The sequence below is a fragment of the Rhodopseudomonas sp. RCAM05734 genome, assembly GCF_052658035.1.
This window is the reverse complement of record NZ_CP199742.1, coordinates 2,805,964-2,821,374: the sequence shown is the minus strand read 5'-3', so window position 1 is coordinate 2,821,374 and position 15,411 is coordinate 2,805,964. Positions and strand designations below refer to the sequence as shown.

Genomic DNA, 15,411 nt, shown 5'->3' with positions numbered 1-15,411 from the left:
ACTGCTGGACGCTGAGATGACCGAAACCGCCGCCCCTCGCGCGACCGGATCCGCCGCATGGGCGGATGCGCTGCTGCTGTCGTTCGCCCAGGCCGGCTACCACCAGGCCGAGCCGGCGATCCTACAGCCGGCCGAACCGTTTCTCGACCTGTCCGGCGAGGACATCCGCAAAAGCCTGTACCTGACCACCGACGCCTCCGGCGACGAGCTGTGCCTGCGTCCGGACCTCACCATTCCCGTGGCCCGGGATTACCTCGCCTCCGCCCAGGCCGGACAGCCGGCCGGCTTCTGCTATCTCGGCCCGGTGTTCCGTTATCGCCAGGGCTGCCCGAGCGAATTCCTGCAGGCCGGGATCGAATCCTTCGGCCGCCAGGACAGTGCCGCCGCCGACGCCGAAATGCTGGCGCTCGGCCTCGAGGCCACCGCCACCTTTGGCGTGACCGACGTGGACATCCGCACCGGCGACGTGGCGCTGTTCACCGCGCTGATCGACGCGCTTGACCTCTATCCGGTGTGGAAGCGCCGGCTGATCAAGGATTTCAACCGCAAGGGCGATCTCGAGATGGATCTCGGCCGCCTGACGCTGGCGGAAGCGCCGGCCCGCAACGAATATGAAGGCGTGCTCGCCGCATTGGCCGGCTCCGACCGCAAGGCGGCGCTGGCACTGGTCACCGACCTGATGTCCATCGCCGGTGCCAGCAATGTCGGCGGCCGTTCGGTGGCCGAGATCGCCGACCGTTTCCTCGAGCAGTCGACGCTCAAGGGCGGCGCCCTGCCCCGCGAAGCACTGGCGCTGATCAAGCGCTTCCTCGCCATCTCCGGCAGTCCCGACGACGCGCTGGCGCAACTGCGCGCGCTGGCCGCCGAGGCGCAGCTCGACCTCACCGCGGCCATCGACACCTTCGAAAGCCGCACCGGCTTCATGGCCGCCCGTGGCGTCGACGTTTCGAAGATCCGCTTCGCCACCTCGTTCGGCCGCGGCCTCGACTACTACACCGGCTTCGAGTTCGAACTGCACCGCAAGGGCAACGGCGTCGAGCCGTTGGTGGCCGGCGGGCGCTATGATGGCCTGCTCAGCCAGCTGGGTTCCACCACGCCGATTCCCGCCGTCGGCTTCTCGATCTGGATCACAACTCTGACACAGGTTCGCCGCAACGCTTCCGCAAGCGAATTGGCGGGGAGCACACCATGACCGCGCCGTTCGTTCTCGCCGTTCCCTCCAAGGGCCGCCTCCAGGAAAACGCCGAGGCGTTCTTCGCGCGCGCCGGGCTTGCGCTGGCCAAGCCGGGCGGCGCCCGCGACTATCGCGGCACCATTCCCGGCCTCGACAACGTCGAGATCGCCTATCTCTCGGCCAGCGAGATCGCCTCGCAGCCTGGCGCGCGGCGCGGTGCATCTCGGCGTCACCGGCGAGGACCTGCTGCGCGAGAGCATCGTCGATGCCGACAGGCGCGTTGCGCTGATCGAGGGCCTCGGCTTCGGCAGCGCCAACGTGGTCGTCGCCGTGCCGCAGTCGTGGATCGACGTCCGCACCATGGCCGATCTCGACGACGTCACCACCGGCTTCCGCGCCCAGCACAACCGCCGCATGCGCGTCGCCACCAAGTACATCAACCTGACGCGCAACTTCTTCGCCGCACATGGCGTGGTCGACTACCGCATCGTCGAGAGTGCCGGTGCCACCGAGGGCGCCCCCGCCACCGGCACCGCCGAGATGATCGTCGACATCACCACCACCGGCGCCACCCTCGCGGCCAACGGCCTCAAGGTGCTCGATGATGGTGTGATCCTGCGCAGCCAGGCCAATCTCGTCGCCTCGCGCGACGCCGACTGGAGCGACCACGCGCGCGAGACCGCACGCATCATTCTCGACCATATCGCCGCGCGCGCCCGCGCCAGCAAGTACAAGGAAGTCCGCACCCGCTTCGCCGGCTGCGACGCCGCCCTGCTGGCCGAAGCGCACAAGCGTTTCGGCGTGGTGTCGCCATTCGGCGGACCGACCTCGTCGGGCATGATCACGCTGCACTGCCCGCCGGCGCAGATCTATGCATTGGGCAGCTTCCTGCGCGACCACGGCGCCGATACGGTCTCCGTGGCATCGCTCGATTACGTGCTCGACCGCGCCAATCCGCTGTTCGCCAAGCTCGAGACATTCCTGCGGCCGTAGAGCGCGAACCGCCGGCCTTGCTGGCGACGACGCCTCGCCGTAACCATATGTTGCTGCATGTTGTGGATTCTGGGACCTGATCGATGATGCTCGGCAGTGACGTTTCTGGCTTGGCGACCGACCCCGCGACCGCTGCGGCGCAGGGGTTGTCGATCGTCGTGCCGGTCTACAACGAAGCCGCCGGCCTGACCCACTTCCATGAGCGGCTGGGCGTGCTGGCGCAGACCCTGAAGCAGCGCCACGGCCTCGCCTGCGAAGTTGTCTATGTCGATGACGGCAGCGCCGACGGCACGCTGGCAATCGCCCGCGCGTTGCCGGCCACCTCCTCGCTCGACGTGCAGGTGGTGTCGCTGTCGCGCAATTTCGGCAAGGAAGCCGCCCTGATGGCCGGGCTCGACCACGCCTCCCGCGGCGCCGTGATGTTCATGGACGGCGACGGTCAGCATCCGCCCGAACTGGTCGAGCAGCCGGTGCGGCACTGGATCGTCGAAGGCTATGACGTCGTCTATACGGCGAAGGCGCATCGCGACAACGAGTCGTTTCTGCGCCGCCAGGCGGTGCGCGGCTTCTACGCGCTGATCAACTGGGGCGCCCGCCAGAAGATTCCCGAAGACGCCGGCGACTTCCGGCTGCTGTCACCGCGCGCTGCCGCGGCACTGCGGCTGCTGCCGGAGCGCAACCGCTTCTTCAAGGGCCTCGCCACCTGGATCGGCTTTCGCCAGTTGCGCGTCGACTACGAACCGGCGGCGCGCGCCCATGGCGTCACCTCGTTCAACCCGCGACAGCTGATCGGCCTGTCGATCGAGGGGCTGACCTCGTTCTCGGTGGCACCGTTGCGCTTTGCCAGCATGTTCGGATTGCTGCTGGCGCTTGGTGCCTTCCTGTTCGGCCTCAACATCCTGTGGGAGACCTGGATGGAGGGCAAGTCGGTGCCCGGCTATCCCTCGCTGATGGTCGGCCTGATGACCATCGGCGGCGTACAACTGCTGATGATCGGAATCATGGGCGAGTATATCGGCAAGATCCTCTCGGAGCTGAAAGCAAGGCCAATCTACTTCGTGGCCGAGCACAGCGTGAAGCGTAGCACGACCGACGCCGCCGTCAGCGTCGGCGACCGGACCGCAGCCGAATGACCGACGACACGCCGCGCCGGATCTGGCTGTGCGCCGACGATTACGGTCTCAGCTCCGGCGTTAATCGCGGCATCCGCGAGCTGATCGAACGCGGCCGGCTCAACGCCACGTCGGTGATGGTGGTAGGCCCGGCGATCGGTCGCGACGAAGTCAGTGCCCTCAACGAAGCTGTCGCCAGCAGTCCCCGCTGCGCCATCGGCCTGCACGCCACGCTGACCGCGCCGTTCTATCCGCTGACGATCAACTTCCGGCCGCTGCAGGGTGGCCTGTTCCTGCCGCTCGCCAGCAAGCTGCGCAGCAGCATGTTGCGGCGGCTCGATCCGCAAATGATTCGCGGCGAGCTGACGGCGCAGATCGCCGCATTCGTGAACCTGTTCGGACGTCCGCCGGACTACATTGACGGCCATCAGCACGTGCACATTTTCCCGCAGGTGCGCGATGCGTTTCTGGCCGCGGCCAGGACGCAGGCGCCCGAAGCCTGGGTGCGCCAGTGCGGTCGCACCGGGCCGTTGCGGGAGCGGCTGAACATGCCCAAGGCGATGCTGCTCGATACGCTCAGCGCCGCGTTTCGCAAGCGCGCCGCGCGCCATGGCGTCGCCTTCAATCCCGGCTTTGCTGGCGCCTACGACTTTGTCCGAGAGGCCGATTTCGGCAGGCTGATGGGCGGCTTTCTCCACGGGCTGCCGGACGGCGGACTCATCATGTGCCACCCTGGCTTTGTCGACGAGGTCCTGGTCAGCCTCGATCCGCTGACCGACCAGCGCGAGCGGGAGTATGCGTTTCTCGCCAGCGACGACTTTTCGCGCCTGCTCGACGCGAACAAAGTTACATTGAGCTGACGCTTCGGGTCGGCCGCCGGCGATTTGTCGCATACCGAAATTTAATCCGGGCGGCACTATTCGCGACACAAAGCGTCACTACATCTCCCAGGCGCTGCCGAAGCGCGCTTAGTGCAAGCCGGAGAACGCCATGACACCGCAGGAACGCCAGCCGGTTGACGATCTGTTCGACCGGCTCAGCAAGGTCGAAGCCGCGCCGCGCGACCGCGATGCGCTCGACGCTATCGCCGCAGGACAACGCCGCGCGCCCAATGCCCTTTATGCGCTGGTGCAGACCGTGTTGCTGCAGGACGAGGCGCTGAAGCGCGCCCATGACCGCATCACCGAACTGGAAGGCGGCGGCGCGCCCGAACAGGCGCCGCCCGGCGGCTTCCTCGATACCATGCGCGACGCGCTGTTTGGCCAGAACCAGCCCGCCCCGCGCGGCTCGGTCCCCAACGTCCCGCCCCCGAGCAGCCGCCCGGCCTGGAATACCGGGCAGGTGCTCGGCCAGCCGCCCGCGCAGGGCGGCTATGGTCAGGGTCAGTACGGCCAGGCGCCAGGCTACGGTCAGGCCCCCGGCTACGCCCAGCCGCAGGCGCCCGCCGCCGCCGGAGGCGGTGGATCGTTCCTGGGCACTGCCGCAGCCGCTGCGGCCGGCATGGTCGGCGGCTCGCTGCTGCTCGGCAGCATCCGCTCCATGATGGGCGGTGCCGGCGGCCATCAGGGCTTTGGCGACAGCGCCAATGCCAGCGAGAGCCGGAGCCCGTGGAGTTCGGATTCGTCCGGCGGCAATCTGGCACGCGATGCCGGCGTCAATGACATCGGCTCATCCGGCCAGCGCGCCGGCGCCTTCGATCAGGCGCAGGCCGATGCCGACCAGGACCAGGACCAGGACCAGGACGATCACGACGATATGGACATGGATTCCGACGATTTCGGCGGCGACGACGACAGCAATTTCGCCTGACCCGGACGCGAACCAAAATGAAAACGGCCGCTCCAGGGAGCGGCCGTTTTGCTATCATGGTGAATGAATTCAGATCACGATGACCCGCGCGCCGACGTTGACCCGGCCGTAGAGGTCGATCACGTCCTCGTTGCGCATGCGGATGCAGCCGGACGAGACATTGGTGCCGATGGTCCACGGCTCGTTGGAGCCATGAATGCGGTACAGCGTCGACCCCAGATACATGGCCCGCGCGCCGAGCGGATTGGCGGGACCGCCTTCCATGTGCCGCGGCAGATCGGGACGACGCAGCAGCATTTCCGGCGGCGGCGTCCAGGCCGGCCATTCCTTCTTGGCGGTAATGGTCTTCACGCCCGACCAGGTAAAGCCGGGCTTGCCGACGCCGATGCCATAGCGCATCGCGCGGCCGTCGCCCTGCACCAGGAACAGGAATTTGTTGGGCGTATCGACGACGATGGTGCCGGGGCTCTCCTTGCCGGAATAAGCCACCAGTTGCGGCTCGTATTTCGGATCCATCGCCGGACGCGCCGGATCGATGGATTCATCCTGCTGCAACATGCCCTGCTGCTGCGGTAGTAGCGCGCGCTGCGGTTCATAGGCGCGCGGATAGGGCTGCTGTTCGGCGGACGGCTGTTGCTGGTAACGCGCGCTTTGCGGCGGCGCGTCGCTGAACAGGAATTCGATGAAGCCGCCGCCCATGCGCGGGCGCTCGGCGTAAGCGACCCGCTGCGGCGCGGGCTGCGACCGATCCGCATAAAGCACGGCGGGCTCGGCAAACGGCGCTGCAGCGTCGAGCGCGGCAGCCTGATGGAGTCCGGCGCCGAGACATGACGCACTGGCGAGAAATGCGACGGATAGTTTTCTGAACATCGACGTACTCTGCACTGTTTCGTCGTGGACGCGCCCTCGACCGAGGAGCGCCTTGCACGCCACGAGTTAGAATCAAAACCGCATCGGTTTGGTAAACGGAAACGGTATTTCGATTCACCACGTCGCAAGTTGAGCCTGTTCTGGATAGTAGCGTTTATTTTCGATGAACACGGATTGTGCATGGTTAACCGTTGATGAGCGCGTGATGAGCGGTGTTTGCAACACGACAATCCGCGTGAACCCGCCGTTAAACTGATCCGTGTACGACAAGGCATTGATTGAACGTTGGGGGACCTGATGTCTGTTCGTCGCAAGCGCTTTCGTATCGAAGAAGTCATTCTCGGTGGTACGCCGATGCCCGCCGAAATCGCTGGCGATACTATGCCCATGCACCGGGAGATCATGACGGAGCTGCGCGCGATCCGCGACCAGATGGGTCGACCTCATCAAGGCGAGAATGCAGTTACCAACCAGATCGGCGCGTCCACCGACGCCCAGGTCGCCGAGGCCCACGCCCTCCTCGAGACCTATCGCGCCCAGATCGAACAGTGCGAAAAGCTCAAGATCGAGCTCGACCTGATCCACGATGCCATTACCCGCACCAAGCAGGAGATTGCCGTTCTGCACGGCAAGAGCTTCGACGGCGAGGAAATGGCCAAGGTCAACGGCGAGCTCGGCGCGGTGGTCGGCGGCACCGAGGAAGCCACCCAGCAGATCCTGGAAGCGGCGGAAGCGATCGACAACGCCTCCACGGCCCTCAGCAAGATCACCTCACCCGACCAGCAGAAGCAGCTCACCGAGGAAATCCAGGAACGCGTTGTCTCGATTTTCGAGGCCTGCAACTTCCAGGATCTCACCGGCCAGCGCATCAGCAAGGTGATGACCACGATGAAGTTCATCGAGAACCACATCACGACCATGATGGACATCTGGGGCGGCGTCGACGCCATCCGCGCCCATGCGCCGCCGATTGTTGACGAGCGCGAGGGTGACGACCGCCTGCTCAATGGCCCGAAGCTCAACGGCGACGTCGGCCACGCCTCGCAGGACGATATCGACGCGCTGTTCGGCTAGGCCCACCCCCTCATTCCGGGATAGCTCGCAGCTTCAGCGCTCACGTTCCCGAATGACCACAAAAAACGGCGCCTCCCACGGGAGGCGCCGTTTTCGTATCAGACCGGACGTAGCTCTTTAGGCCCGCGGTGCGCAGCGGACGTACACCATGTTTCCGTAGCGAACCGCGGCATCCTTGTCGATGAAGCGCGTCACCAGAATCCGACCGTCAAAAGAGACGATCTCGCGGTCCTTTTCGCCGCCCGCCGGGCCGGCCGGGCCGATATAGTTCTTGCCGCTCGGGCTGCCTTTCAGGCGCAATTCCTGGGGCGTCGCCTCGTCGGCGAGATGCATGATCACCCCGCCGGAGGTGCCGGCGCCGATGATATAGGGCTGCTTGCACTGGCCGCGCGCGGCATTCTCGGTGCGGGTGCGATCCGCCGGGTTCATGTAGGACGCCAGACCCCAGCGGCCGACCAGCTCGTCGGCGCGGATCGAGGCCGGCATCTCGGGCGCCGGCGGCGGCTCCTGGGCAACCTCGGGCTGCGACGTGCCGAAGCCGCCGAGTCCACCGAAAGAGCTGCACGCGCCCAAAGACATGGCCAGCATCGAGGCGACCCCCAAATTGGCAATTGCGCGCGCGTTGCGTGACCTGATCATAGCATCCCCGTAAAAATATCGATTGTTGCTGACTGCGCCCGTCCGCAGCCCAGCACGAACACCGGCGGAGCAATGACGCTATCAACTACGCCTTTGCACCGATATGGTTTCCAAATCATCCTATATTGGCCTCACCAAGGCCTTAAGCCCTTGCTTGACAGGATCGGCATCTCGCCATATTTCCGGAGCACTTCTTTAGCACTCTTGAAGCGCGATTGCTAAGGGCGCGGACCGATCGACCCAAACGCGGCCAAATCGTCCGGCCCTGGCCCATATGACAGCGATTCACCCGTCAGCCTAGCCAAAGGAACATCCATGTCGAAGATCAAATTCCGTCCGCTGCACGACCGCGTCGTGGTCAAGCGCATTCTCGCCGAGGAAAAGACCAAGGGCGGCATCATCATCCCGGATAGCGCCAAGGAAAAGCCCCAGGAGGGCGAGGTGGTTGCGGTCGGCCCCGGTGGCCGTGACGAGGCCGGCAAGCTGCTGCCGATCGACATCAAGACCGGCGACAAGGTGCTGTTCGGCAAGTGGTCCGGCACCGAGATCAAGCTCGACGGCGAAGAGCTGCTGATCATGAAGGAATCCGACATCATGGGAGTGCTGGCGTAAGCACTGGCGTCGCATACCACTAGGACTGTCACCACCCGCGAAAGCGGGTGGCCCAGTAGACGCGGTCGCCGGTGATTGAATCGCCAGGCCGGCATGTACTGGATCGCCCGTTCCTAGCGCGCAATTGCGCGCACGGCCGGGCGACGACAACCGGAATTCGTTTTTCCAAGTTTCTCTTTCAGGAGCACCCAACATGGCTGCCAAAGACGTCAAGTTTTCCGGAGACGCGCGCGATCGCATGCTGCGCGGCGTCGACATCCTCGCCAACGCAGTGAAGGTCACCCTCGGTCCCAAGGGCCGCAACGTGGTGATCGAGAAGAGCTTCGGCGCTCCGCGCATCACCAAGGACGGCGTCACCGTCGCCAAGGAGATCGAGCTCGAGGACAAGTTCGAGAACATGGGCGCGCAGATGCTGCGCGAGGTCGCCTCCAAGACCAACGACACCGCCGGCGACGGCACCACCACCGCCACCGTGCTGGCCCAGGCCATCGTCCGTGAAGGCGCCAAGTCGGTTGCCGCCGGCATGAACCCGATGGACCTCAAGCGCGGCATCGACATCGCCGTCGCCGCCGTCATCAAGGACATCACCAAGCGTGCCAAGCCGGTCGCCTCCTCGGCCGAGGTTGCCCAGGTCGGCACCATCTCCGCCAACGGCGACGCCACCATCGGCAAGATGATCGCCCAGGCGATGCAGAAGGTCGGCAACGAAGGCGTCATCACCGTCGAAGAGAACAAGTCGCTCGAAACCGAAGTCGATATCGTCGAGGGCATGAAGTTCGATCGCGGCTATCTGTCACCCTACTTCGTCACCAATGCCGAGAAGATGACCGCCGAACTCGAGGATGCCTACATCCTGCTTTACGAGAAGAAGGTGTCCGGCCTGCAGGCCATGCTGCCGGTGCTCGAAGCCGTTGTGCAGAGCGGCAAGCCGCTCTTGATCATCGCCGAGGACGTTGAAGGCGAAGCGCTCGCCACCCTCGTCGTCAACCGTCTGCGTGGCGGCCTCAAGGTTGCCGCCGTCAAGGCGCCGGGCTTCGGTGATCGCCGCAAGGCAATGCTGGAAGACATCGCGATCCTGACCGGCGGTCAGCTGATCTCGGAAGACCTCGGCATGAAACTGGAGAGCGTCACGCTCGCCATGCTCGGCCGCGCCAAGAAGGTGGTGATCGACAAGGAGAACACCACCGTCGTCAACGGCGCCGGCAAGAAGCCCGCCATCGAGGCGCGCGTCAACCAGATCAAGGCGCAGATCGAGGAAACCACCTCGGACTACGACCGCGAGAAGCTTCAGGAGCGTCTGGCGAAGCTGGCCGGCGGCGTCGCGATCATTCGCGTCGGCGGCGCCACCGAAGTCGAAGTGAAGGAAAAGAAGGACCGCGTTGACGACGCGCTCAACGCGACCCGCGCGGCCGTTCAGGAAGGCATCGTGCCGGGCGGCGGCACCGCGCTGCTGCGCGCCAAGAAGGCCGTCGGCCGCATCCAGAACGACAATCCCGACGTCCAGGCCGGCATCAATATCGTGCTGAAGGCGCTGGAAGCCCCGATCCGCCAGATCGCCGAGAATGCCGGCGTGGAAGGCTCGATCGTGGTCGGCAAGATCCTCGAGAACAAGTCCGAGACCTTCGGTTTCGACGCTCAGACCGAGGAATATGTCGACATGGTCGCCAAGGGCATCATCGACCCCGCCAAGGTGGTTCGTACCGCACTGCAGGACGCGGCCTCCGTCGCCGGCCTGCTGGTGACCACCGAAGCCATGGTCGCCGACATTCCGAAGGAAGCCGCGCCGGCAATGCCGGGCGGTGGCGGCGGTATGGGTGGCATGGGCGGAATGGGTGGCATGGGCTTCTGAGCCCGACCGTTCAACCCGAGCGTTCAATATCGAAGGCCGCCCCTCCGGGCGGCCTTCTTTTTGCGGGGAACGCAAGGTTGTCGAAGCTCTTTTGTTGTCGCCCCGGTTCTGATTCAATCCGGCGACAAAAAGCTCTAGGGTGGAATCATTGCCCTGTTCGAGGAATTTGAAATGCGCGCGCTTCGTTTTTGCCTGACCGGTCTTGCTGCGGCCTCAACCGTGCTGGCGCTGGGACCTGCCTCCGCCCAGATGAAGCTTGCGCCCAAGAGCGCCGCGCCGGCCAACGAGGCCCGCTACTTCACCTCGATTGACGGTTTGATGGACGGCAATGCCGACGTCATCCTCAAGGAAATCCGCCAGGGCAAGACCGTCACATCGGCGACGCTCGACGTCTGCTATCCCGCCGAAAAGGGTTCCGAGCGCAAGGACCGCTTCGTCGCCAACCTCGCCGTGAGCGGCCAGACCCTGACCGGCACCGCCCAGACCCAGGTCGACAAGCTGCCGGTCTCCGTCAAGCTGACGCGCAAGCCCACCGGCGAGAATTTCGAATTCAAGGGCCAGATCTCCGTGGGCCAGACCACCAACAACGTGGTCTCATCCGACAATTCCGACCAGAGCGAAAAGGAATTCCAGGACAACCAGGCCGTCGACGACAACATCACCGCGTCGCCGAAGGATTTCACCGAAGTCTCTCCCGAAGCGGTTGCGGTCAAGATCAAGCTGGAGGCGGCGCTGGATTTCGTCCGCACGCTGAAGGGGCAGAATGTCGAGGTGTCGCTCGGCAGCCTCAGCGTCGCCTGCGACGCCTTGCGCGCCGGCGAGCAGGTAATCACGCTCAATATCGATCCGGAGCGCGCGGCGGCCTTCGTGGCCAAGGCAAAGACCTATCCCGGCGTGGTCAACGCCGGCTGGACCACCGGCGCGGTCGATCTGGAACGCACTATCCGCTTCGCCGCCGCCGAGTGGCGCGACGGCGACAGACTGAACCGTGACAAGATTGCGACGACGATCGCCAACGTGCTGGCCAAGTCCCTGTCGGCCAAACTGACGGCGTCGAAATGGAGCGACGAGACAGGAAAATTGAAGCTGACCTTCAAGCGGCCGAGCCAACTGATGCCGGGGCTTGAGCTGACCGAGACGCTGGAGATCAACGCCCTCGCCGCCGCCGACCGGCCGGGCGCGTCCGACCGGTTGATGCTGTGGGTCGGGGCTCCAGCGGTATCCACCGCGGATGAGGCCGCGGGTGCCAAACTTAACCTCGCCGACGCCACCGGCGGCGAGGAGGAAAGCGACCCGCGCGACGACAACGGCGCGATCGCAGCCCTCGCCGCGGAGTTCAAGGCTCAGCGCTGGAACGCCGACAATTCGAACTGGAAGTAGCCGCCATCGCAGGAACGAACCGCTGATGGCGCGCTATGATGTGGTGGTGATCGGCGCAGGCCTCGGCGGCCTGGCCGCGGGGGCGATTCTGGCCCGCAATGGCCGCAAGGTGCTGGTCATCGAGCGCAGCAATTCGGTGGGTGGCGCGGCATCGAGCTACAAGGTCGGCGACCTGTTCGTCGAAGGCTCGCTGCACGAGACCAGCGACCCGCGCGAGATCGGCGATCCCAAGCACGGACCGCTGACCCGGGCCGGTGTGCTCGACGCCATCACCTGGACACCCGGCGGCGATCTCTACGAGGCACGCGGCGGACCGCTCGACGCGCCATTGTCGGTGCCGGCAAATTTCGACGACGCCTGCGCCGCGCTGACGCGGCGTTTTCCCGAGGCCCGCGACGGCATTGCGAAGATCCTGGACGACATCGCGCAGATCGTCGCCGGCGCAGCACCGCCCGCCTCCGACGCCTCACTGTCGCTGCAGCAGAAGCTCGATGCCGTGTTCGGCGACAACGAGGCCGTCAAATGTGCCCTGGCCGCCAATCTCGCCTACTACCATGACGACCCCGCCACCTTGTCCTGGCAATGGTTCGCAGCCGCCCAGGGCAGCCTGTTGCGCAACGGCGCCTGCTACGTGAAAGGCGGCTCGCAGCGGCTGTCGAGCGCGCTGGCGCGCGCCATCAAGACCGCCGGCAGCGATGCGCGGCTGCGCCGGACCGTGACTGCCATCGCGCCCGGCCCGGACGGCATGCAAATGGTGACGCACAGCGCCAAAGACGGCAGCGATCCGCAGACCGTCACGACGCCATGCATCATCAGCAACGCCGCACCGGAAACCCTCGCCGCACTGCTGCCGCCGGCTGCCGCGCAGACCTTGCGCGCGCACTACGAGGCGGAGACACCGTCGATATCGCTGTTCGCGCTAACGCTCGGCCTGTCGCGGCCGCCAGGCGAGTTCGGCCTGCACGGCTACTCGACCCAGCTGCTGCCGCCGTGGCTGACGCGGCTGTCGGACTATGCCAAGGGAACGACGCTGATGGCCGCCGAGCCCAGCGAGCACATGCCGCCGCTGGCCATCGTCGATTATGCGGCCATCGACGCCGGCGTGCCGGCGCCGCCGTTTGTGCTGTCGATCTTCGGGCCGGACCTGCTGTCGAACTGGGATCCGTCCGACATGGAACGTTACCGCGCCAAGCGCGGGCGATGGCAAGCCGCCATCATCGCCTATCTCGATCTCGCATTATCCGGGTCTGGCGGACGCCGTCACCGCGACCTCCTTCAATACCGCGCTGTCGGTGCGGCAATATCTCAACGCGCCGCACGGCGCGGTCTATGGCTTCGCGCCGACCCCGGGCGCGCCGGTGCGCTCGCCGCGGACGCCATTGCCGGGGATCTATCTGGCGTCAGCCTATGCCGGTTTCGGCGGCTACACCGGCGTGATCCAGAGCGCAGTGGCGTGTGCGGACATGATTCTGGCAGATCGGTAGCGGACGCGTACTTCTCAGTTGGTATTGAGCCGGAACCGCAGCGGCTTCGGTCCGATGAAGGTGATCGCATCGCCCTGCCGCTTCCAGTTGGTGGCCTCACCCAGCGCCGCCAGCAATTCGTCATCGAGTTGCGCACGCGCCGGTGGACAGTTGCGTGCGTCCATGGCGCCGGCGACGAAGACAACGGTGTCGCCGGCCACCGAGAACTGCCCCTTGCCACCCTTGCACCACAGTTCAACGAGGGTTTCGCCGGCATCGCCGATGTCGAGATTCGGCACCCGCTTCGACCCGGGCTGCGGGGCCGCGTCGAGACTCATCTGCAGGCCGAACGGAAACTCCTCGGCGGCCTGCGCCGGCAGGCCGACCAACAGCACCGAGACGGCGACTGCCGCGCGCCAACATGTCATGGCTGACATCATCTGAATCCCGATTTGACTGACCGATCCAACCCGGCGGGTTCTTACGTGACGCCCGCAACATTGGCCAGATCGGTTCGCGCACAAATCGGGCGAAAAGAGGAAGCGCGCTGCTTCACCTCCCCCAACGGGAGAGGTGAAGCAATATGCTGGTTGCCGGAGTGGTCTACTTCAGGACCATCGCCGTGAACGGATAGACATAGGCCTGCAGCATCACCACGCAGCCGACCAGACAGGCCAGCACGATGGAGTGCCAGAATACGTAGCGCAGGATGGTGCCCTCGTGGCCGTACCAGTTGGTCGCCGTCGATGCCACGACGATCGATTGCGCGTCGATCATCTTGCCCATCACGCCGCCCGACGAGTTCGCCGCCGCCATCAGGATGGGCGACAGGCCGAGTTGCTCCGAGGTGATCTTCTGCAGGTTGCCGAACAGCACGTTCGATGCGGTATCCGAGCCAGTCAGCGCGACACCGAGCCAGCCCAGCAGCGTTCCGAAGAACGGATACATCACGCCGGTCGCAGCAAAAGCGAGGCCGAGCGTGGCGTCGACGCCCGACAGCCGGGTCAGCGTGCCGATCGCCAGCATCGCCGAGATGGTGATCAGCGAGATCGCGCACAGCCTGATGGTGCGGCCGTAGGAGACGATCATCTTGGCGGGCGAATAGCCCATCAGGAACCCGGAGATGATGGCGGCGATCAGCATGCCCGTGCCGGTGAACGACAAATAGGTGAAGCCGAACACCGCGCCCTCGGGCGTCGGCTTGGGAGCGACCGGCGGCACCTTGTTGATCATGTTGTGCAGTTCCGGCACCGGATAGTTCCAGGTGAAGATCGAATTCGCCCAGGTCTTGAAGCCGCCATTGCCCCAGATCAGCATCACGATGCACACGATGATCCAAGGCATCAGCGCGCTCCACAGCTCGGCGGAGGTCAGCGGCGTCTTGTCCATCGGCTTCGGCGCCGTCATGGTGGCCGCGGATTCGTCCTTGCCGCGCAGTGCCGGCGACAGCCACAGCACCTTCGGCTGCCAGACTTTCAGGAACAGGATCAGGCAGCCCATGGAGATCAGCGACGCACCGATGTCGACGATCCATGGGTTGATATAGTTCGAGATCACGAATTGCGGGATCGCGAAGGACAGGCCGGTGACCAGAATGGCCGGCCAGACATCCTTCATGCCCTTCCAGCCGGCGAATGCCCACACCACCCAGAACGGCACCAGCAGCGAGAACACCGGCAATTGCCGGCCGACCATGGCACCGAGAATGTAGGGATCGAGGCCGGTGACGGAAGCCAGGCCCTGGATCGGCGTGCCCAGCGCGCCGTAGGCAACCGGCGCGGTATTGGCGATCAGCGACAGGCCGGACGCCGCCAGCGGCGAGAAGCCGAGACCGATCAGCACCGAGCCGGTGATGGCCACCGGGGTGCCGAAGCCCGACGCGCCCTCGAAGAACGCACCGAAGGCGAAGGCAATCAGCAGCAACTGCAGCCGGCGGTCCTCGGTGACGCCGCCGATGGCGCGCTTGAGCAGGTCAAAGCGGCCGGTGGCCACCGTGATCTGGTAGAGGAAGATGACGTTCAGCACGATCCAGCCGATCGGGAAGAAGCCGGCCACCACGCCGAGCAGCGACGCGCGGATCGACATGCCCGCCGGCATGGTGAAGATGAAGATCGCGATGAGATTGGCCACTATCACGGCGATGATCGCGGCGAGATGCGCCTTGACCTTGCCGCTGGCGATCAGCACCAGCAACGTCACCACCGGGATCGCCGCGGCGATGGTCGATAGCACCTGACTGTTCAACGGATTGTAGACCTGATTCCACATCGCGGCTCTCCCCCACGCCCAATTGCCGATCCCGATCTGCGTGGTGGGTCAGGACAGCCTGGCGTGATCGCGGGAAGATCGCATTGCGTGATATGACGACCACTCGCCCCGGTCGCTCAGGTCACATCCAATGGGAAAGGCCCCCGCCCCTCGCCGTTACTGCCATGC

12 protein-coding genes and 2 pseudogenes are annotated in these 15,411 nt (G+C 65.3%); 10 read left to right on the top strand and 4 right to left on the bottom strand.

What is annotated here, in order from left to right; translation table 11 throughout:
* Window positions 1–16 precede the first annotated feature (16 nt).
* From ACUXVA_RS13360 to ACUXVA_RS13340, 5 genes and pseudogenes are all read left to right on the top strand, one after another.
* Window positions 17–1,192, top strand: a complete 1,176-nt coding sequence (locus ACUXVA_RS13360; protein ID WP_265079861.1) for an ATP phosphoribosyltransferase regulatory subunit — start codon at window positions 17–19, stop codon at window positions 1,190–1,192.
* Window positions 1,189–2,167, top strand: a pseudogene (gene hisG, locus ACUXVA_RS13355) (ATP phosphoribosyltransferase). Before ACUXVA_RS13360 ends, hisG begins: the two are co-directional and overlap by 4 nt.
* An 83-nt stretch (window positions 2,168–2,250) precedes the next feature.
* Window positions 2,251–3,300: a glycosyltransferase family 2 protein gene (locus tag ACUXVA_RS13350; protein ID WP_445492593.1), complete on the top strand. Its 1,050-nt coding sequence runs from the start codon at window positions 2,251–2,253 to the stop codon at window positions 3,298–3,300.
* Window positions 3,297–4,139, top strand: coding sequence for a ChbG/HpnK family deacetylase (locus ACUXVA_RS13345; RefSeq protein WP_265079864.1), 843 nt, complete (start codon window positions 3,297–3,299; stop codon window positions 4,137–4,139). The genes ACUXVA_RS13350 and ACUXVA_RS13345 overlap by 4 nt, the downstream gene beginning before the upstream one ends.
* Before the next feature lie 130 nt (window positions 4,140–4,269).
* Window positions 4,270–5,088, top strand: coding sequence for a DUF2076 domain-containing protein (locus ACUXVA_RS13340; protein WP_445492591.1), 819 nt, complete (start codon window positions 4,270–4,272; stop codon window positions 5,086–5,088).
* Window positions 5,089–5,157: 69 nt separating this feature from the next.
* On the opposite strand, the gene ACUXVA_RS13335 is transcribed toward ACUXVA_RS13340, so the two are convergent.
* On the bottom strand, window positions 5,158–5,958 hold the full coding sequence (locus tag ACUXVA_RS13335; protein WP_445492589.1) for a L,D-transpeptidase: 801 nt from the start codon (window positions 5,956–5,958) through the stop codon (window positions 5,158–5,160).
* A gap of 297 nt (window positions 5,959–6,255) precedes the next feature.
* On the opposite strand from ACUXVA_RS13335, the gene ACUXVA_RS13330 reads away from it, so the two are divergent.
* The gene (locus tag ACUXVA_RS13330; RefSeq protein ID WP_265079867.1) at window positions 6,256–7,032 is read left to right on the top strand and encodes a protein phosphatase CheZ; all 777 of its coding nucleotides are present in this window, start codon (window positions 6,256–6,258) and stop codon (window positions 7,030–7,032) included.
* Between the two features lie 117 nt (window positions 7,033–7,149).
* Here the strand turns inward: ACUXVA_RS13330 and ACUXVA_RS13325 are convergent, their stop codons facing one another.
* Complete coding sequence (locus ACUXVA_RS13325) at window positions 7,150–7,671, bottom strand: hypothetical protein (RefSeq protein ID WP_445492587.1); 522 nt, start codon at window positions 7,669–7,671, stop codon at window positions 7,150–7,152.
* Window positions 7,672–7,986: 315 nt separating this feature from the next.
* Here ACUXVA_RS13325 and ACUXVA_RS13320 point away from each other — a divergent pair, with 315 nt between their 5' ends.
* The 4 genes and pseudogenes from ACUXVA_RS13320 (at window position 7,987) to ACUXVA_RS13305 (ending at window position 12,996) form a co-directional block, all read left to right on the top strand.
* A complete protein-coding gene (locus tag ACUXVA_RS13320; RefSeq protein ID WP_265079869.1) occupies window positions 7,987–8,283 on the top strand; it encodes a co-chaperone GroES in 297 nt (98 codons plus the stop codon).
* Window positions 8,284–8,476: 193 nt separating this feature from the next.
* Window positions 8,477–10,132 (top strand): chaperonin GroEL, encoded by a 1,656-nt coding sequence (gene groL / locus ACUXVA_RS13315; protein WP_265079870.1) that lies wholly within the window; start codon window positions 8,477–8,479, stop codon window positions 10,130–10,132.
* Between the two features lie 171 nt (window positions 10,133–10,303).
* Complete coding sequence (locus tag ACUXVA_RS13310) at window positions 10,304–11,512, top strand: hypothetical protein (protein WP_265079871.1); 1,209 nt, start codon at window positions 10,304–10,306, stop codon at window positions 11,510–11,512.
* Between the two features lie 25 nt (window positions 11,513–11,537).
* Window positions 11,538–12,996: pseudogene (locus tag ACUXVA_RS13305) on the top strand (phytoene desaturase family protein).
* Window positions 12,997–13,010: 14 nt separating this feature from the next.
* Here ACUXVA_RS13305 and ACUXVA_RS13300 read toward each other — a convergent pair.
* Together ACUXVA_RS13300 and ACUXVA_RS13295 are read right to left on the bottom strand one after the other, a co-directional pair.
* Window positions 13,011–13,403, bottom strand: a complete 393-nt coding sequence (locus ACUXVA_RS13300) for an META domain-containing protein (protein ID WP_265079872.1) — start codon at window positions 13,401–13,403, stop codon at window positions 13,011–13,013.
* Between the two features lie 175 nt (window positions 13,404–13,578).
* Window positions 13,579–15,243 (bottom strand): L-lactate permease, encoded by a 1,665-nt coding sequence (locus ACUXVA_RS13295; protein ID WP_445492583.1) that lies wholly within the window; start codon window positions 15,241–15,243, stop codon window positions 13,579–13,581.
* Window positions 15,244–15,411: the final 168 nt, after the last annotated feature.